This window comes from Dyella sp. 01L423 (assembly GCF_056399945.1).
The window spans coordinates 317,644-336,612 of sequence record NZ_JBFTSI010000002.1; the positions used below are offsets into that span (position 1 = coordinate 317,644).

An 18,969-nucleotide genomic window follows, 5' to 3' on the forward strand; every position below is an offset into this window, starting at 1 on the left:
GCACAGGGTGCGCTCCCACAGGGAGGCCTCGGAATTCTGAAAAACCGAGGCAACAAAAAAGGGCCGCTTTCGCGGCCCTTTTTCTTAGACTCATCGCAGCTAGCAATTAGCGCTGACGGGCCTTGAAACGCGGGTTGCTCTTGCAGATCACGAACACTTTGCCGCGACGACGCACAACCTTGCAGTCACGGTGCCGCGCCTTGGCGGACTTCAAAGAGGAAAGCACCTTCACGGCCAGCTCCTGAAACTATTAAAAGAAAAATACAAGACGGCAAGTGTAAACAGATTTCAGGAGTCGCACAAGTCTTTGGATCGCCTGCCAATTGCCTGTTCATGATGAACCGCACAAGCGCCGCGTATCAATCGGACTCGGTCATGGCACTCAGGAAACGCCTGACCACGGGCGAGGGCTCGTCGATCCGGCTGGCGAGGGCCAGCAGCATATAGGCATCGGGGTCCTCCAGGCGCAGGTATTTCACCCCAGGCAGGCTCACCGAGCGCATCGAAGCGGGCACCAGGGCCAGCCCCATGCCGGCGGCCACCAGCACCAACAGACCGTTGATCTGCTGCGCTTGCTGGCTGATCAGCGGGTGGAAGTTGGCCTTGGCGGCGATCTGTGCGAGGCGGTCGTACAGCGTGGCGGCCAGTTCGCGCGGCTGGACCACGAAGGCCTCCATGGCCACTTCGCGCAGCCAGATGCTTTCGCGGTCGGCCAGCGGGTGGTTGGCGGGCAGGGCGAGCAGCAGCGGTTCGCGGTCGATCACGTCCAGGCGCAGGAGCTTGGCCATGCCGGGGTGCTCGGGTTCGTCGCGCACGAAGCCCACGTCAACCTCGCCAGCCAACAGGGCGGCGTACTGCTGCTCGGTGTACATCTCGCTGAGGATCAGCCGCACCTGGGGGGCAAAGCTGCGATAGCGCAACAAAGTCTGGGGCAGGGCGGGGTGGAAGGTCACCGACACCGTATAGGCCAGCCGCAGTTTGCCGCTGAAGCCGGTGGCGGCGTCTGCCATCTGGGCGCGGGCCTCTTCGGCCTTGGCCAGGATCTGTCTGGCCTGTTCCAGGAACAGCTTGCCGGATTCGGTCAACGCGACGTTGCGCTTGTTCCGCTCCAGCAGGCGCACTCCCAAGTCGTTCTCAAGCGCTTGTATCTGCTGAGAAAGTGGCGGCTGGGAGATGTAGAGCCGCTGGGCTGCGCGAGTAAAGCTCAGCTCCTCGGCAACCGTTACAAAGTAACGAAGCTGTCTGAAGTCGAACATGGGGAGGCTTTAATAGGGTTTTCGAATAAGTCGATGCCTAAATATATATTTGTTTCTATAACCCGTCGATCATATTATTTCTTTCGTCCCGCCACCGTCCCCTCCCCCCAGGTGGCGGCGACCCTCGCCCCGCTGCGACGCTATCCCCGCGATATCTGGTCTTCCTCCCCCCTGACCCATATCGACGCGTCGCCCAGCGGGGCGCTTTCTTTTCAGACGCAACGCCCGGCCGAAAGGCCGGGCGTTGTCGTTTGTGGCTGGGAAGCCGCCTCCTGTAGGAGCGCACCCTGTGCGCGACTGGGGCGGGCTCAGTCGCGCACAGGGTGCGCTCCCACAAACGAAGCTGTCCGCTCGTCAGAGCCTCGTCGCCAGCCTCGTCCCCTGGTCAATCGCCCGCTTCGCATCCAGTTCGGCGGCAACATCCGCGCCGCCGATGACATGGGTGGTGATGCCAGCTGCCACCAAGGCATCAGCCAGCGACCGATTGGGCTCCTGGCCGGCGCAGATGATCACGTTGTCGACCGGCAGCAGCTGGGCTTTGCCGTCGACCGTGAGATGCAGCCCTTCGTCGTCGAAGCGCTCATAGGTGACGCCACCCAGCATGGTGACGCGCTTGGCCTTGAGCGTAGCGCGGTGCACCCAGCCGGTGGTCTTGTTGAGGCGGGCGCCAGGGCGTCCTTCGGAGCGCTGCAGCAGCCACAGCTGGCGTGCCGGCGCTTCCGGTTGGGCGGGGGCGAGTCCGCCGCGGCTATCGAGCTGCATATCCACGCCCCATTCGCGCGTCCAGCGCGTCACGTCGAGAGTGGCCGATGGTGCGTGTTCCACCAGAAATTCCGCCACGTCGAAGCCGATGCCGCCGGCGCCGATGATGGCGACGCGCTGGCCTACGGGCTTGTTGTGCGCGAGCACGTCGAGGTAGCTCAGCACGCGCGGATCATCGCTGCCAGGGAACTGCACATGACGCGGCGTGATGCCGGTGGCCACCACCACTTCGTCGTGGCCTTCGGCGGCGAGCGTCAATGCATCGGCGACCTGCCCAAGTTTCAGCGTGACGCCGGCGTCGCCCAGACGATGACGGAAATAACGCAGGGTCTCGTGGAATTCTTCTTTACCGGGAATCCGTTTCGCATAGTTGAACTGGCCGCCGATCTCGCCAGCCTGGTCGATCAAAGTCACCGCGTGGCCGCGTTCGGCCAGCGTGCTGGCGCAGGCGAGGCCGGCAGGGCCGGCACCGACCACGGCAATCTTCTTGCGCAAGGTCGTCGGCTCGATGCGCAACTCGGTTTCGTGGCAAGCGCGCGGATTGAGCAGGCAACTCGCGCGCTGATTCTTGAAGACGTGATCGAGGCACGCCTGGTTGCAGGCAATGCAGGTATTGATGCGATCGCTGCGTCCCGCTTTCGCCTTGAGCGCCCACTCTGGGTCGGCCAGCAACGGGCGCGCCATCGACACCATGTCTGCATCGCCGTCCGCGAGAACCCGCTCGGCCACCTCCGGCATATTGATGCGGTTGGTGGTGATCAGCGGAATCGATACTTCGCCCTTGAGCTTCCTGGTGACCCACGCAAAGCCCGCGCGCGGCACGCTGGTGACGATGGTGGGTACGCGCGCTTCGTGCCAGCCGATGCCGGTATTGATGATGCTGGCGCCGGCCGCTTCGATGGCCTTGGCGAGCGTGACGATCTCGCTCCAGTCCTGGCCGTTCTGCACCAGGTCGAGCATCGACAGGCGGTAGATGATGATGAAGTCGCGGCCTACCGCTTCGCGCGTACGACGCACGATTTCCACGGGAAAACGCATGCGTTTGGCGGCGTCGCCGCCCCAGCCATCGCTGCGTTGGTTGGCATGCGAGGCCAGGAACTGGTTGATCAAATAGCCTTCCGAACCCATCACCTCGATACCGTCGTAACCGGCATCCTGGGCGAGTTTCGCGCAAGCCACGAAATCGCCGATGGTGCGCTCGACGCCGCGCGAGGAAAGCGCGCGCGGCGTGAACGGCGTGATCGGGGATCTGATCTTAGATGGCGCAACCGACAAGGGGTGATAGCCGTAACGACCCGCATGCAGGATCTGCATGCACAGCTTGCCGCCTTCGCCATGCACCGCCCGGGTCAGCTTGCGGTGCCGCGCGACATGCCACGGCATGCTCAGCCTGCCGCCGAACGGTTTCAACCATCCCTGGATGCTGGGCGCAATGCCGCCCGTCACCATGAGGCCCACACCGCCGCGCGCCCGCTCGGCGAAATAGGCCGCGAGCTTGTCGTAGTCGCTGGATTTGTCCTCCAGCCCGGTATGCATCGAGCCCATCAGGATGCGATTGGGCAGGGTGGTATGCCCAAGGTCGAGCGGGGAGAACAAATGGGGGAAGTTCATGCGGACCGTCGACGAGGTTCAAACGATCGTATGAATGTGCCTGTGGAGGGCGTTTGAAAGCAAGGGGCGTGAGGAGGAAGGGCCTCTGGACGCGCATGACCTCCCTCACCGTCATCCCGGCGAAAGCCGGGATCCAGCGCCTTTTGAGCCTTCAGGCAAGGAACAAGGCACTGGATCCCGGCTTTCGCCGGGATGACGGTGAGGAGGGGCAGGGGGTGACGAACTCTTCAGCGAAGCGCCAGGGGTAGAACTGGACATCCGGCAACGGACGAAGCTTGCGCCTGGCGCAAAAGCCTGGACGCCAGTCGGATACTCAGCTCAGCAGCTCGTGCACAAACTCGATATACCGCTGCATCGCTTCCTCTTCGGAAACGCCGCGCAGATGGGCCCAGGCCTCGTACTTGGCGGTACCCACGAAGTCGAAGAAGCCCGGCGGGTCGCCATGGACATCGCCTTCGGAGCCTTGCTTGTACAAGGCGTAGAGCTTGAGCAGGGTGTCGTTGTCCGGCCGCTGGCCGAGCCGCTGGATATCTTCGGCGGCCTGATCGAATTCGCGGCGCAGATCGGTCATGGTGTGAAGTTGCATAGGGTCTGACGGAAAGAGATGGCGAGTGGACATCCCGCGTTCCGTGCGAGGACCAACGCGATAGCATATGCGTTTTCTTTCGTCGCCGTCAGGAGCCCCCATGACTTCATCGCAGTCCGTCCCCGTACTCACCATCGACGGACCCTCGGGGTCGGGCAAGGGCACCATCAGTCGCATGGTCGCTGAGAAGCTGGGCTGGCGCCTGCTGGATTCCGGCGCCCTGTACCGGGCCGTTGGCTACGCGGCCGGCATGGAAGGGCTGGATCTGTCCGACGCCGAAGCGGTGACCCGCTGCGCCCAGACCACCAAGATCCGCTTCGTGGCGACGACCGATGGCAGTGATACCCGGATCATGGTCAACGGGCACGATGCGACGGACGAGCTGCGGACTGAAACGGCCGGCGGCGCGGCCTCGGCCATCGCCTCGATTCCTTCGGTACGTCAAGCACTTGTAGAGATGCAGCTGGGCTTTCGCAAGGCCCCGGGCCTGGTTGCCGACGGTCGCGACATGGGCACCGTGATCTTTCCCTCGGCGCCCTTCAAGGTGTTTCTGACCGCCAGCGCCGCCGAGCGGGCGAAAAGGCGCTATAAGCAGTTGAAGGAAAAGGGGCTGAGCGTTACACTTGCCACTCTTCAGCGCGAGATCGAGGCGCGCGACGAACGTGATGCGTCACGAACCGTCGCGCCGCTCAAGCCGGCCGCCGATGCGGTTTTCATTGATACCACCGGCATGGGCATCGACGTCGTCGTCGCGAAAGTATTGGCTGTCGTGCAGTCCTGACCAGGGCTGCCGGCGGCTTTTGGCGCCCCTGCCGCGGCAGGGGTCTTGGTCAACGGTGCCAACGGAGCGATCCGGCGACACCCATAACCGGTGGGCCGACTGTCTGTGCGCTATTCATTCCACGGCGCGCATAGGACTTAAGGCCTTTTCTCATTTCTGGAATCAACATGACTGAAAGTTTTGCCGAACTGTTTGAACAGAGCCAACAGGCTATCTCCAAGCTGAAGCCGGGCGCGATCGTCACGGGTATCGTTGTGGAAATCCGCAACGACGTCGTCGTGATCAACGCTGGCCTGAAGAGCGAAGGCATCGTCCCGATCGAGCAGTTCAAGGACGAGAGCGGAGAGCTGGAAGTGCAGGTAGGCGACGAGGTGAAGGTTGCCCTCGACGCCCTGGAAGACGGTTTCGGCGAGACCAAGCTCTCCCGTGAGAAGGCCAAGCGTTCCATGGTATGGGACGACCTCGAGCAGGCCTTCGACAAGGAAGAGACCATCACCGGCAAGATCTCCGGCAAGGTCAAGGGTGGTTTCACCGTCGACATCAAGGACGTCCGCGCATTCCTGCCGGGCTCGCTGGTCGACGTGCGTCCGGTCCGCGATCCGGTTTACCTGGAAGGCAAGGACCTCGAGTTCAAGATCATCAAGCTCGACCGCAAGCGCAACAACGTTGTGGTCAGCCGCCGCGCCGTCGTCGAGACCGAGTTCTCCGAAGAGCGCGAGAAGCTGCTTGAGCGCCTCACCGAGGGCGCAGTGGTCAAGGGCACGGTCAAGAACCTCACCGACTACGGCGCGTTCGTGGATCTGGGCGGTATCGACGGCCTGCTGCACATCACCGACATGGCGTGGAAGCGCGTGCGTCATCCGTCCGAAGTCGTCAACGTCGGCGACGAGCTGGACGTGCGCGTGCTGAAGTACGACCGCGAGCGCAACCGCGTGTCGCTGGGCCTCAAGCAGCTGGGCGACGACCCGTGGGTCGCCATCGCTCGCCGCTACCCGGTCGGCAGCCGCCTGTTCGGCAAGGTCTCCAACGTGACCGATTACGGTTGCTTCGTTGAGATCGAGCCGGGCGTGGAAGGCCTCGTGCACGTTTCCGAAATGGATTGGACCAACAAGAACGTCAACCCGGCCAAGGTGGTGCAGGTCGGTGACGAGACCGAGGTCATGGTCCTGGACGTGGATGAAGAGCGTCGCCGCATCTCGCTGGGCATCAAGCAGACCCGCTCGAACCCGTGGGAAGCTTTCGCAGCGATGCACAAGAAGAACGACAAGGTGTCCGGTCAGATCAAGTCGATCACCGACTTCGGCATCTTCATCGGTCTGGACGGCGGCATCGACGGCCTGGTTCACCTGTCCGACATCTCCTGGCAGGCGTCTGGCGAAGACCTCGTCCGCAACTTCAAGAAGGGCGACGAGATCGAAGCCGTGGTGCTGGCTGTTGATCCGGAGCGCGAGCGCATCTCCCTCGGCATCAAGCAGATGGAGCAGGATCCGTTCGGTCAGTTCATGGCTACCAACCCGCGCGGCACCATCGTCAACGGTACCGTCAAGGAAGTGGATGCCAAGGGCGCCGTGATCGACCTGGGCGAGGGCGTCGAGGGTTACCTGCGCGCCAACGACATCGCCAAGGAGCGCATCGACGATGCCACGCAGCATCTGAAGGTCGGCGACAAGGTCGAAGCCAAGTTCACCGGCATGGACCGTAAGGGCCGCCAGCTGCAGCTGTCGATCCGCGCCAAGGACGAAGAAGACGTTGCCGACGCCATGGCCGAGTACTCGTCCGCTTCCGGCGGCACGACCAAGCTTGGCGCGCTGCTCAAAGAGCAGCTCAACAAGGCTGACTAAGCACTAAGCAAAGCAGGAATGCGGGGCGGCGGTACGTCGCCCCGCGGTTACACGTCACGGACATTGGGGACCCATGACCAAATCCGAATTGATTGAGGCGCTGGCACGGCGTCAGACCCACCTTGCGTTCGCCGACGTGGAGTTGGCGGTCAAGAGCGTGATCGAACAGATGAGCCATGCCCTGTCCAATGGCGAGCGCATCGAAGTCCGAGGCTTCGGAAGCTTTGCGCTGCACTACCGCCCGCCGCGTATGGGACGCAATCCCAAGACCGGCGACGCTGTGGCCCTGCCAGGCAAGCATGTCCCGCATTTCAAGCCGGGCAAGGAATTGCGCGAGCGCGTCAACTTGAATCTGGATTGATCACCCGTTCGACGGGAATCACCACGATCTTTGGAAGGCAGGACGGCGATGAGCCGTTCCTGCCTTCTTTTTTTCAGCGGGCGGAGCAGGAAAAAACGAACGGCGGCCCATTTCTGAAGGTCGGCCGAACAGCCGCCTGTGCCGCTCCACGGCAATCGGGTAAAGTCCTCGTATGCGCCTGATCGTTACGCTGATTCTTCTCCTCTTCATTGCGGCCGGCATCGTCGTCGGAGCGCTCAACGCCGATTTGGTCGGGTACGACCTCGGCTTTGCTCGCCTATCCCTGCCCAAGGGCGCAGCCCTGTTGCTGGCGCTGGTGATCGGCTGGCTGCTGGGTGGACTCACCGCCTGGCTTGGCGTCAGTTCGCGCCATCGCCGTCTGCGCCGCAAGACGGCCGCGGCGGATGGCAAGGCGAAAACCTCTCCGGCTGGTGCATGAGCGCGCTTCTCTACGTCCTCGTCCTGCTCGTACCCGCAGCATTTGCCAGTGGCTGGTGGACCGCCCGCCGGGCCGGCGTGCGGCGCTCCGGTGCGCAGGTAAGCGAGCTTTCCTCGGATTACTTCCGCGGCCTGAACTACCTGCTCAACGAGGAGCAGGACAAGGCCATCGAGGTGTTCCTCAAGCTGGCCGAATACAACCGCGATACGGTGGAAACGCATCTTGCCCTGGGCAATCTGTTCCGCCGTCGTGGTGAAGTGGATCGCGCGATCCGCCTGCACCAGCATCTGGTCTCGCGGCCGGGCCTGTCCGATGCCATGAAGACCGTCGCCTTGCTGGAGCTGGGCGAAGACTATATGCGCGCCGGCCTGCTCGATCGCGCCGAAACCCTGTTCTCCGATCTGGTAGCGATGGATGCGCACGCGCCGTCCGCGTTGCGCCACCTGATTGCGATCTACCAGCACGAGCGCGACTGGCATAAGGCCATCGAGCATGCGCGTCGCCTGGAAGCGATGACGGGCGAAGACGAGGCGAACATGATCGCCCAGTTCTATTGCGAGCTGGCCGAACAGTCGCGGCAGCACGGCGCCCGCCAGGAAGCACGCGAATATCTGCGCCAGGCGTTTGCCTGCCAGGCCGATTGCGTGCGTGCCTTCATGTTGACCGGACGTCTATACGCGGAAGAGGGCCAGCACGCTGAAGCGGCGAAAGCCTATGAGCATGCTGTCGAGGCAGACATCGCCTTCGTGCCGGAAATCCTGCCGCCGCTGCTCAATAGCTATGCACGCTCGCAGCAGATGGAGCATGCCGAGCACTTCATGCGCGACATCTTGGAGCGCTATCACGGCATCTCGCCGGTGCTGGCGCTGACGCGTCTGTATCAACAGCGCGATGGCGAGCGCACCGCGGTTGAATTCCTCACCTCCCAGCTGCGCCAGCGCCCTTCGGTGCGCGGACTGATGGCCTTGATCGACGCCACCATGGACAAGATGGAAGGCGAGGCACGCGAGAACTTCCTGATCCTGCGCGATCTGACCAAGAAGCTGCTTGAGGGCCAGGCGATGTATCGCTGCAGCCGTTGCGGCTTCGGCGCCAAGGCTCATCACTGGCAATGTCCCAGCTGCAAGAACTGGAGCACGATCCGTCCCATCCATGGCGTAGCGAACGAATGAGGCGCGGATGACTCCCGCTACGCTGGCAATAGGGATGGTGCTGGCTGCGTTGGTGATTGCGATGGTGGTCGTCCGCGGCGCCATCGCCTACGCGCATCGCCGCGGCATGATGGACATGCCCGGGCAACGTCGTTCCCATACGATCCCCACGCCTCGCGGCGGCGGCATCGGCATCGTCGTGGCCGTGCTGCTGACCATGCCGCTGAGCCTCATTCTGTTGCCAGTCGCACTGCCGCCGGTCGTGGTGGCGGCGTTCGCGGTGGCGACGATGCTGGTCGCCGCGGTGGGTTGGTGGGACGACCATCGCTCGCTGCCGATCCTGCCGCGCTTCGCCATCCAACTGCTGGCGGCCGGCTTGTTGGCAATCGCCCTCGCGCTCACCGGGATGTCGTGGTGGTGGCTGCCGGTGCTGGTGCTCGCCGGTGGGTGGAGCATCAACCTGCACAACTTCATGGACGGCATCGATGGCCTGCTGGCCCAGCAGGTGATCTTCGTCGGAGTAGGGCTGGCTCTGTTGGCGTCGACCGCTGCCCAGCTGGCCTTGGCCACGGCGTGTGCCTGTCTGGCCGGGGCGGCACTGGGTTTTTGGGTCTTCAACCGCCCCAGAGCCCGCATTTTCATGGGAGATGTGGGCAGCGGGACCATGGGACTGTTGATTTTTGCCCTGACTGCAACGCTCTGGCGGGTCAATTGGCACTTACTGTGGCCGGCTTTGATCCTCAGTTCATCTTTTGTAGCGGACGCTAGCCTTACTCTGTTGGCTCGTATGGTCAGTGGCCGCCGTTGGTACACTGCACACCGTGAACACCTGTACCAGTGGATGGTACGCAGTGGTTTCACGCATGCCACGGGGGGGGCGTGCTATCTGGTCTGGAACGTGTTGGTGGCAGCGCCTTTGGCGCTCCTCGCATGGGCCCAGCCAGGATGGTCGGTGCCGATTTTCGTCGGTACCTACCTGATAGCGACCGCCGTCTGGATATTCATGAAGCGCCGTTGTTTGCGGCGTGTTTTGGACAAGGGTCGACATGTCGCTACGTAATTGGGTCGGTGTCATTCATCCGCGTACGGCCGTGGTCCTCCACGACCTGCTGATGGCTGCGCTGGCATGGTGGATCGCCAAGGCCCTGCGCTACGCCATGATCGACAACGCGGCGATCAGCTTCCACGCGCTGGAGTTTCCGCTGGTGCTGCTGGTGCAGGGCGCAGTACTGAGCTGGACCGGCCTGTACAAGGGCGTCTGGCGCTTCGCCAGCCTGCCTGACCTGTGGAACATCCTGCGAGCCGCGATCATCGGCGCGCTCGCCATCGCGGCCGTGCTCATCCTCTACAACCGTCTTGCCGACGTGCCTCGCTCGGTGCTGCTGGTCTACCCCGTAGTGCTGTCGGTGCTGCTCGGTACGCCGCGCCTGGCCTATCGCTTCTGGAAGGACAGCCGGGTCGACCTGTTCCAGGCCAAGCCGGCCCAACGCGTGCTTATCGTCGGTGCGGATCGCGCAGGCGAGGCGCTGTCGCGCGATCTGCATCGCGACAACGGTTTCACTGTGGTCGGTTTCGCCGACGACAAAGAAAGCCTGCGCGGCGCCAGCATCAATGGTCGCCCGGTGCTCGGTCGCATCGACCAGATTCCTGAGCTGGCGCGCGAAGTGGCCGCCCAGATGCTGCTTATCGCCATGCCTGGCGCCACCACCCAGGAAATGCGCCGCGTGGTGGAGCTGTGCGATCTCAGTGGCTTGCCGTATCGCACCGTGCCCAAGCTGGAAGATGTGGTTTCCGGTCGCGCGCATTTCAACGAGATCAAGGAAGTCGCCATCGAGGATCTGCTCGGCCGCGACACCGTAGAGCTCGACTGGACAGCTATTCGCGTCACGCTCACCGGCCGTCGTGTGCTGGTGACGGGCGGTGGTGGTTCGATCGGTTCAGAGCTGTGCCGTCAGGTCGCGCGCCTGGGTGCCCAGGCTTTGTGCGTGGTCGACAACTGCGAATTCAATCTCTACCGGATTTCGCAGGAACTGCGCGCCGAGTATCCGGAGCTGATCTTTGAGGGCATCTTGGCCGATTGCGGCGATGTCGCCGCCATGCGCAAGCTGTTCGGCGAATACAAGCCGCAGGTCGTGTTCCACGCGGCGGCCTACAAGCATGTGCCGATGTTGCAGACGCAGCTGCGTGCAGCGTTCCGCAACAACGTGTTGGCGACGCGCAACGTGGCCGATCTGGCAGATCGTCATCAGGTGGAAGCCTTCGTGCTCATCTCCACCGACAAGGCCGTCAACCCGACCAGCGTGATGGGTGCATGCAAGCGTCTGGCGGAAATCTGGTGCCAGAATCTCAACGAGCATTCCAACACGCACTTCATCACGGTGCGCTTCGGCAACGTGCTCGATTCGGCCGGTTCGGTGGTGCCGCTGTTCCGCGAGCAGATCCGCAACGGCGGTCCGCTCACCATCACGCATCCGGAAATTTCCCGCTACTTCATGACCATTCCCGAAGCCTGCCAGCTGATCCTGCAGGCGGCCAGCATCGGCAAGGGCGGCGAGATCTTTGCGCTGGACATGGGAGAGCCGATCAAGATCCGCGATCTGGCCGAGCAGATGATCCGCCTGGCCGGTCGCAAGCCGGGCACGGAAATTCCCATCGTCTACACCGGTTTGCGTTCCGGCGAAAAGCTGTTCGAAGAGCTGTTCCACCCGCTCGAGAATTACATCGAGACGACGCACGCGAAGATTTTTCTTGCGCAATACCGTCCGGTGAAATGGGATTTGCTCAACACGCAGATGGCCAAGGCAGCGGATGCTGTGGTGGCTTACGACGAGGATACGCTGCGTCAATGCGTCTCTCATCTGCTGCCGTCGTTCCGCTGGAGCGAATCGGTGCAGACGGATAACGTGGTGGCGCTGCGTCGTAATGAATCAGGAGAGAAGTGAGTGAGTAAGCCGTTGCGCAAGGTCGTGTTTCCTGTCGCCGGTCTCGGCACGCGTTTTCTTCCCGCGACCAAGGTGGTTGCCAAGGAAATGCTGCCGGTGCTGGATCGTCCGTTGATCCAGTACGCCGTCGATGAAGCGGTGGATGCCGGCGCGGACACGCTGATTTTCGTCACCAACCGCTACAAGCACGCCATCGCCGACTATTTCGACAAGGCTTACGAGCTGGAAGCGAAGCTGCAGGAAAAGGGCAAGGACGAATTGCTCGCGCTGGTGCAGGGCACCTTGCCCAGGCATGTGCGCGCCATCTTCGTGACTCAGCCCGAAGCGCTTGGTCTCGGCCATGCGGTGCTGTGCGCCAAGCCGGTGGTGGGTGATGAACCGTTTGGCGTGGTGCTGCCGGACGACCTGATCTGGAACAAAGGCAAGGGCGCGTTGCGCCAGATGGCCGAGCTCGCGCAGTCGGCGAACGCGGGCGTGATCGCCGTGGAAGAAGTGCCCCACAGCGACACCGACAAGTACGGCATCGTCGACGCCACGCCAGTGGACGAGCGCAGCGCCAAGATCCGCCATATGGTGGAAAAGCCCAAGCCGGCCGACGCGCCGTCGAACCTGGCCGTGGTTGGCCGCTACGTGTTGCCTGGCCGCATTTTCCAGCTGCTCGAGCAGACTACGCCCGGCGCCGGTGGTGAAATCCAGCTGACCGACGCCATCGATGCCTTGCTCAAGGAGCAGGGCGACGTGCTGGCCTACCGCTTCGAAGGCACGCGTTTCGATTGCGGCAACAAGGCGGGCCTGGTCCGCGCCACCATGCATATGGCCTTGCAGGATCCCAAGCTTGCGCCGGTCGTGCGCGAGATCATGGCCACGCTCTGATCCTTGCCTGAGGTACCGGCTTTGGCCGGTACCTCATCCGGCTCCGCGCAATGCGATCCCGGAAGACTCTCAAAGGGCGGGTAACGCCCATGCGTCGCTGACGCAACCATGCCAGAATCCTTGCCGCGCTTTGCCATCTTTGGCGAGCAAGCTGTTCGTGGGGTAAGCCGGTGATGTTCAGTCCGCTTCGCAAGAGGCGGGCGTTTTGGCGCACCTGGACCGCACCGAGATCGGCTTGCCCGCGGAACGGTCTGATCGATTGCGCCTGTCGCATCGATCACAGTGCTTAGTCGTATTCATCGGATGAAAAACGGGAAGGCATCATGGATCTGCTGCGATTTCTGCTGTTGCTGCCTCTGCGCCTGTTGCGCGGGTTACTGGCTGGCCTGGGCCTGATCCTGCGTCCGCTGTTCGGACAGGTCAGCTGGTCGGCACCCACGTGGTTGCCTGTGACGGGCGGCTGGATTCGGCGTCGCCCGGTGCTTGCCGCCGGTGTGCTGGCCGCGGCGCTCGTCGTCGCTGCCGCCGGCTGGTTCGGCTGGCAGTGGTACAAGAATCGCCCCCAGCCGGTCGAGCCGACGCGCATCACGTTGAGCGCATCGGCGCCTTCCATCACCGACTATACGAAGCAACCGATCGTCATTAATCCGCTGATGGTGACGTTCTCCGGGTCAGCCGCGCCCATCGAGTTGGTCGGCAAACCGGTGACGGCCGGCATCGCGATGCAACCGGCAGTGAAAGGGCAATGGACGTGGGTCGACGATCGCACGCTGCGTTTTGTCCCCGCCGAGGATTGGCCGGTCGGCAAGCACTACGAAGTGCGCTTCGACGTCGCCAAGGCCTTCGCCCGCCAGGTGTTGATGGCCGACGACCACTTCGAGTTCGACACGCCGGCGTTCGAGGCCAAGGTGGAGCGCGGCGAGTTCTATCAGGATCCGCAGGACGCCACCGCGAAGAAAACCATACAGCCGGTGACGTTCAACTACCCGGTCGACACCGCGGATTTCGAGAAGCGCATCGAGGTGGGCTTGATGCAGCGCGGGAGCCGCGATGCGCCGCTGAAGTACACGGTCACCTATGACCAGTACAAGCTGCATGCCTGGATCCATTCGCAGCCGCTGTCCCTGCCGCGCGACGAGAGTGCGGTGTCTTACACCATCGCCAAGGGTGTGCGCAGCACCCGCGGCGGCGACGGCACCGGCGCGGACATCAAGACGCAAGTACGCGTGCCTGGCCTCTACAGCCTCACGATCAATGGGGTCGAGCCGACCCTGGTCGACAACGAGAAGTACGAGCCCGAACAGGTGCTGCTGGTCAACGTCGGCGGCACCGTGCGCGATACCGAACTGGCCGGCTTGATCAAGGCCTGGGTGTTGCCGCCGCGCAAGGCGGGCGAAGAACAAAGCGAGGATGCACCGCCTTATGGCTGGAGCGCGTCGCAAGTCGGCGAAGCGGAGTTGCGGCAGAGCCAGCCGTTGAAGCTGGAGATGGTATCGACCGAGAACGAATACGAGGCGATGCAGAGCTTCAAGTTCCATGCCACGCCTGGCCAACGCGTGTATGTGCGCGTCGACAAGGGCTTGAAGACCTTCGGCGGCTACATCCTGGGCAAGTCCTATAGCACGGTCGTCACCGTGCCCAACTATCCCAAGCTGCTGCGTTTCATGGCGGATGGTTCGCTGTTGTCGATGTCGGGCAGCAAGCGCATCTCGGTCGTGTCGCGCAACCTGCCCGGCATGCGCGTGGAGATTGGACGCGTGCTGCCGGATCAGTTGCAGCATCTGGTGAGCCTCAACCAAGGTTCGTACGCGCATCCGGAACTGAGCTACGCCTTCAGCGAAGACCATATCGTCGAACGCTTTGAACAGAAGCGCAGCTTCCCCAAGGACGATCCTTCCAAGGCGCATTACGAGGGCGTCGACCTCGGCCAATACCTGAAGGAAGGCAAGCGCGGCGTCTTCCTGTTGCATCTGTCCAGCTACGACGCTGCAGCAGAAAAGAAGCGGGAAGACGCTCGCAGGGCGGCGGAGAACGAACCGCAGGCAGCGCCCACCAACGACGCGTCGGGCGACGAATCAGGAGAGGGCGAATCCGACCAGGGCGAGATGTCGAACGACGATGACGGCAGCGTTCCCGCTACCGATACGCGCATGATCGTGGTCACCGATCTGGGCATGCTGGTGAAGCGTTCTCTCGACGGCAGCCAGGATGTGTTCGTGCAATCCATCTGCTCCGGCCAGCCGGTTGGCGGTGCGTCGGTGTCCGTGCTGGCGGTGAACGGGCAGACCTTGTTCAGCGATACCACCTCGGCGGATGGCGTGGTGCATTTCCCCACGTTCAAGGGACTGGAGCGCGAAAAGCAGCCCGCGCTGTATGTGGTGAAAAGGGGCGACGACCTGTCGTTCTTGCCCATCGGCGGCAACAGCAGCTACGACCGCAAGCTCGACTTTTCGCGCTTCGACGTGGGTGGCGAGCGCAATGCGCAAAACGAAGGCCAGCTTTCGGCCTACCTGTTCTCCGATCGCGGCATCTATCGACCGGGCGACACCTTTCATGTGGGCCTGATCGTCCGTGCCGCCAGTTGGACACGCAGCGTAGTGGGCGTGCCGCTGCAGGCGGAAATTGTCGATCCGCGCGGCATGACGGTAAAGCAGCTGCCGATGTCGATGGACGCCTCCGGATTCGGCGAACTCGACTACGCGCCTGCTGAAACCGCGCCGACCGGCACCTGGACGGTGAACCTCTACATCGTCAAGGACGGCAAGGCCGCCGCGCAGATCGGCAGCACCACCGTGCAGGTGAAGGAATTCCTGCCTGATCGCATGAAGGTTGAGGCCAAGCTCGCCGGGCAGGTGACTGAGGGCTGGGTCAAGCCCGACCAGATCAAGGGCGTGGTCGATGTGATGAACCTGTTCGGCACGCCGGCCGCGAATCGTCGCGTGGAAGCGTCGGTGACGCTGCGTCCGGCATGGCCGGCGTTCCGCAGCTGGCCCGACTATCACTTCTACGATGTGCGCCGCGCCAAAGAGGGCTACGAAGACAAGCTGCAGGACGGCAAGACCGACGACAAGGGCCATGCCGAGTTCGATCTGGACCTGAAGAAGTACGCTGATGCGACGTATCAGCTGTACTTCCTGGTCAAGGCGTACGAACCCGAGGGCGGTCGCAGTGTGGCTGCTGCGGCACAGACGCTGGTGTCGAGCAACGACTGGCTGGTGGGCTACAAATCCGTCGACAACCTCGATTACATCAACCGCGATGCGCCGCGCAGCGTGCATCTGGTCGCGATCGACCACACAGCCAAGTCGATGGCGCTGAAGGACCTCAAGGCGCGCCTGATCGAGCGCCGCTATATCTCGGTGCTGACCAAGCAGGACTCGGGCGTCTTCAAGTACCAGTCCAAGCTCAAGGAAGTGCCGCTCAACGAGCAGCCGTTGTCGATTCCGGCCAACGGCATGGATTACGCGCTGCCGACCGACAAGCCGGGCAATTATGCGCTCGTCATCGTGCGCAGCGGCGACGGCGTGGAAGTCAATCGTGTGGAGTACTCGGTGGCAGGCGCGGCCAATGTGTCGCGTTCGCTGGATCGCAATGCGGAGTTGCAGCTCAATCTGAGCAAGCAGGATTACGCGCCGGGCGAATCGGTGGATATCGCCATACGCGCGCCCTACGCGGGCAGCGGCCTGATCACCATCGAGCGCGACAAGGTCTATGCGCACGCCTGGTTCCACGCCGACACCAGCAGCTCCGTGCAGCACATCACCGTGCCGGCGGATTTCGAGGGCAACGGTTACATCAACGTGCAGTACATCCGCGATCCTTCGTCGGATGAAATCTTCATGAGCCCGCTCAGCTACGGCGTGGTGCCGTTCTCGGTCAATCTGGACGCGCGTCGCAATGCCATCAAGGTGGATGCGCCGGCGCTGGTGAAGCCCGGCGAAACCGTTACGTTCAAGCTGAGTGCGCCGCAGCCCACGCGCGCCGTGGTGTTTGCGGTGGACGAAGGCATTTTGCAGGTGGCGCGCTACAAGCTGGGCGATCCGCTTAAGTTCTTCTTCCGCAAGCGCATGCTGGAAGTGGGCACCTCGCAGATACTCGATCTGATCCTGCCCGACTTCGAGAAGCTGATGGCGATGGCCGCCCCCGGTGGCGACGCCGACGGCGCAATCGGTCGCCAACTCAACCCGTTCAAGCGCAAGCGTGACAAGCCGGTGGCGTACTGGTCCGGCATCGTCGAGGTGAATGGCGAGAAGGATCTCACTTACCGGGTGCCCGATTACTTCAACGGCAAGCTGCGCGTGATGGCGGTGGCGGTGTCTTCCGATCGCATCGGTACCTACGAAGGCGGCACGACGGTGCGCGGCGACTTCGTGTTGTCGCCAAACGTGCCCACGACACTGGCGCCTGGCGATGAGGTTGAGGTGAGCGTGGGTGTTGCCAACAACTTAACCGGCCTCGGCGGCAAGCAGGTGCCGGTGGCGGTGACGCTGAAGACGGGCCCGCAGCTCCAGGTGGTGGGTGCGCCGAACCAGAACTTGAATCTGGGCGAGATGCGCGAGGGCGTGGTCACCTTCCGCGTCAAGGCAACTGACAAGCTTGGCTCGGGCAATCTCAGCTTCACCGCGGGCTATGGCGACAAGTCGGCGCGCCAGAGCGTGGATGTTTCGGTGCGTCCGGCTTCCGCCTACCGCACCCAGGTGGATGTGGGCCGCGTCGACGCGGGTACCAAACAGGATCAGCCGGATCTGCGTCGCCTGTTCAGTGAATACGCTTCGCGCGATGCGGCCATCTCCAATATCCCGGTGGTGTTGTCCAGCGGTCTCACAACGTACCTGGTGAATTTCCAGCACTACTGCAGCGAGCAGATCGTGAGCTCCGCCATGCCCAGGCTGGTGCTGTCGAAGTGGCCGCAGGTGAAAGTGTTCGCCGATGCCTTGCAGCCGGCGATGAGCGGCAAGAAGCTCAGCAACGAGGAAGCCCTGTCGCAGTTCCTGGACGTGCTGCACTCGCGCCAGAACGGGCAGGGTGGCTTCGGATTGTGGTCGGCGACGCCGGACTCCAATCCGTTCGTGTCGACTTATGCCATGCACTTCATGCTGGAAGCGCGCGATCGTGGCGTGGAAATTCCGCGCGACATGTTCGATGCCGGCAACAAGTACCTGCATCAGCTGGCCAGCGACGACACGCTCGACGGTCTAGACCAGCTGCGTCAGCGCGCCTACGCCGTCTACCTGCTCACCCGCCAGGGCAACGTCACCACCAATGACCTGGCAGCCGTGCAGAAGCGCCTGCAGGAGGCGTATCCGGATCAATGGAAGAGCGATCTGGCGGCGGCCTGGCTGGCTTCGTCGTATCAGTTGCTCAAGCAGGACAAGCAGGCCGCGCAGCTGATTGCCGGTCCGCAGAAACTGCTCGAGCGCAATGCCGGCGACAAGGACTATCGCTACGGCTACTACTACGACCCGTTGATTCGCGACGCGAGTACCTTGTACCTGTTGGCCAAGCACTTCCCGGAGCGCACGCGGGCGCTCTCGCCCCGCGTGATGGAGAACATCACCGAGCCGCTTGAGCACGGCTGGTACAACACGCTGTCTTCGTCGATGGTGCTGCTGGCGCTGGACAGCTACGCCTCGCAGAACAACACGCAGCTGGACAAGCTGCGTATCGATCAGGTGCACGCCGACGGCGCGGTCAAGGCCATCGCCGCGTTGCAGGGCAACCTGCTGCAGGCGGGCAACTGGGACGCCGATGCCAAGCGCCTGCGCTTTACCAATGACAGCACGCTGCCTGCGTGGCGTGTGGTGAGCCAGGGCGGTTTCGATCGCGATCAGCCGTCCAAGGCGATCAAGGACGGGCTTGAGATCACCCGCGACTACACCGACGTCAACGGCAAGGCGGTCGACAAGGTCACCATCGGTCAGGAGATCGACGTGCACGTGAAGATCCGCGCCACTGACGATCGCGGCATCGACAACGTTGCCATCGTCGATCTGCTGCCCGGAGGTTTCGAGCCGGTGATCCAGCCGCCGCCGGCGGTCACGGATCAGCAACAGGACGGCAGCGAACAGAACGATGCCGGCGGCGACAGCGAGGTCAAGGCCAGCGCCTGGCGTTCGCCGATCGGTGTCGGCAACTCCAGCTGGGCGTTGCAGTACGCCGACGTGCGCGAAGATCGGGTGGTGCTCTACGGCACGGCCACGCCGGACGTGGGCGAATTCGTTTACCGCATCAAGGCGACCAACGCCGGCAAGTTCATCGTGCCGCCAGCGTATGGCGAAGCGTTGTACGACCGTCGCGTGCAGGCACGCACGGCTGGTGGGGTCACCCTGGAGGTCGTCCGTCAGCCTTGAGTGAAGCGGAGCGCCC

13 protein-coding genes are annotated in these 18,969 nt (G+C 63.0%); 9 read left to right on the top strand and 4 right to left on the bottom strand.

Features of this window, described 5'->3' with window-relative positions; all coding sequences use genetic code 11:
- Positions 1-106: 106 nt before the first annotated feature.
- From ykgO to AC1DMY_RS08085, 4 genes are all read right to left on the bottom strand, one after another.
- Positions 107-232, bottom strand: coding sequence for a type B 50S ribosomal protein L36 (gene ykgO, locus AC1DMY_RS08070; RefSeq protein ID WP_010342887.1), 126 nt, complete (start codon positions 230-232; stop codon positions 107-109).
- Between the two features lie 127 nt (positions 233-359).
- Entirely contained in the window at positions 360-1,256 is an 897-nt protein-coding gene (locus AC1DMY_RS08075; protein WP_477164449.1) for a LysR substrate-binding domain-containing protein, read from the bottom strand.
- A gap of 354 nt (positions 1,257-1,610) precedes the next feature.
- Positions 1,611-3,629: an oxidoreductase gene (locus AC1DMY_RS08080; RefSeq protein WP_477164450.1), complete on the bottom strand. Its 2,019-nt coding sequence runs from the start codon at positions 3,627-3,629 to the stop codon at positions 1,611-1,613.
- 313 nt (positions 3,630-3,942) lie between these two features.
- Positions 3,943-4,200: an acyl-CoA-binding protein gene (locus AC1DMY_RS08085; RefSeq protein WP_477164451.1), complete on the bottom strand. Its 258-nt coding sequence runs from the start codon at positions 4,198-4,200 to the stop codon at positions 3,943-3,945.
- Between the two features lie 115 nt (positions 4,201-4,315).
- Between AC1DMY_RS08085 and cmk the strand changes: the two genes are divergently transcribed.
- From cmk to AC1DMY_RS08130, 9 genes are all read left to right on the top strand, one after another.
- Positions 4,316-4,996 carry a (d)CMP kinase gene (cmk, locus tag AC1DMY_RS08090; protein WP_477164452.1) on the top strand — a complete coding sequence of 227 codons (681 nt, stop codon included), beginning with the start codon at positions 4,316-4,318 and terminating at the stop codon, positions 4,994-4,996.
- 167 nt (positions 4,997-5,163) lie between these two features.
- A complete protein-coding gene (rpsA, locus tag AC1DMY_RS08095; protein WP_204636274.1) occupies positions 5,164-6,837 on the top strand; it encodes a 30S ribosomal protein S1 in 1,674 nt (557 codons plus the stop codon).
- A 73-nt stretch (positions 6,838-6,910) separates the two neighbouring features.
- The gene (locus AC1DMY_RS08100) at positions 6,911-7,198 is read left to right on the top strand and encodes an integration host factor subunit beta (protein ID WP_046973381.1); all 288 of its coding nucleotides are present in this window, start codon (positions 6,911-6,913) and stop codon (positions 7,196-7,198) included.
- Between the two features lie 172 nt (positions 7,199-7,370).
- Positions 7,371-7,637, top strand: a complete 267-nt coding sequence (locus AC1DMY_RS08105; protein ID WP_477164453.1) for a LapA family protein — start codon at positions 7,371-7,373, stop codon at positions 7,635-7,637.
- Complete coding sequence (gene lapB, locus AC1DMY_RS08110) at positions 7,634-8,809, top strand: lipopolysaccharide assembly protein LapB (RefSeq protein ID WP_121880817.1); 1,176 nt, start codon at positions 7,634-7,636, stop codon at positions 8,807-8,809. Before AC1DMY_RS08105 ends, lapB begins: the two co-directional genes overlap by 4 nt.
- A gap of 7 nt (positions 8,810-8,816) precedes the next feature.
- Positions 8,817-9,848, top strand: coding sequence for an MraY family glycosyltransferase (locus AC1DMY_RS08115; RefSeq protein ID WP_477164454.1), 1,032 nt, complete (start codon positions 8,817-8,819; stop codon positions 9,846-9,848).
- Complete coding sequence (locus AC1DMY_RS08120) at positions 9,835-11,730, top strand: polysaccharide biosynthesis protein (RefSeq protein WP_477164455.1); 1,896 nt, start codon at positions 9,835-9,837, stop codon at positions 11,728-11,730. Before AC1DMY_RS08115 ends, AC1DMY_RS08120 begins: the two co-directional genes overlap by 14 nt.
- Positions 11,731-12,603, top strand: coding sequence for a UTP--glucose-1-phosphate uridylyltransferase GalU (gene galU, locus AC1DMY_RS08125; protein WP_441604149.1), 873 nt, complete (start codon positions 11,731-11,733; stop codon positions 12,601-12,603). It begins immediately after the preceding gene.
- 323 nt (positions 12,604-12,926) lie between these two features.
- Positions 12,927-18,953 carry an alpha-2-macroglobulin family protein gene (locus AC1DMY_RS08130; RefSeq protein ID WP_477164456.1) on the top strand — a complete coding sequence of 2,009 codons (6,027 nt, stop codon included), beginning with the start codon at positions 12,927-12,929 and terminating at the stop codon, positions 18,951-18,953.
- The last annotated feature ends 16 nt before the right edge of the window (positions 18,954-18,969 follow it).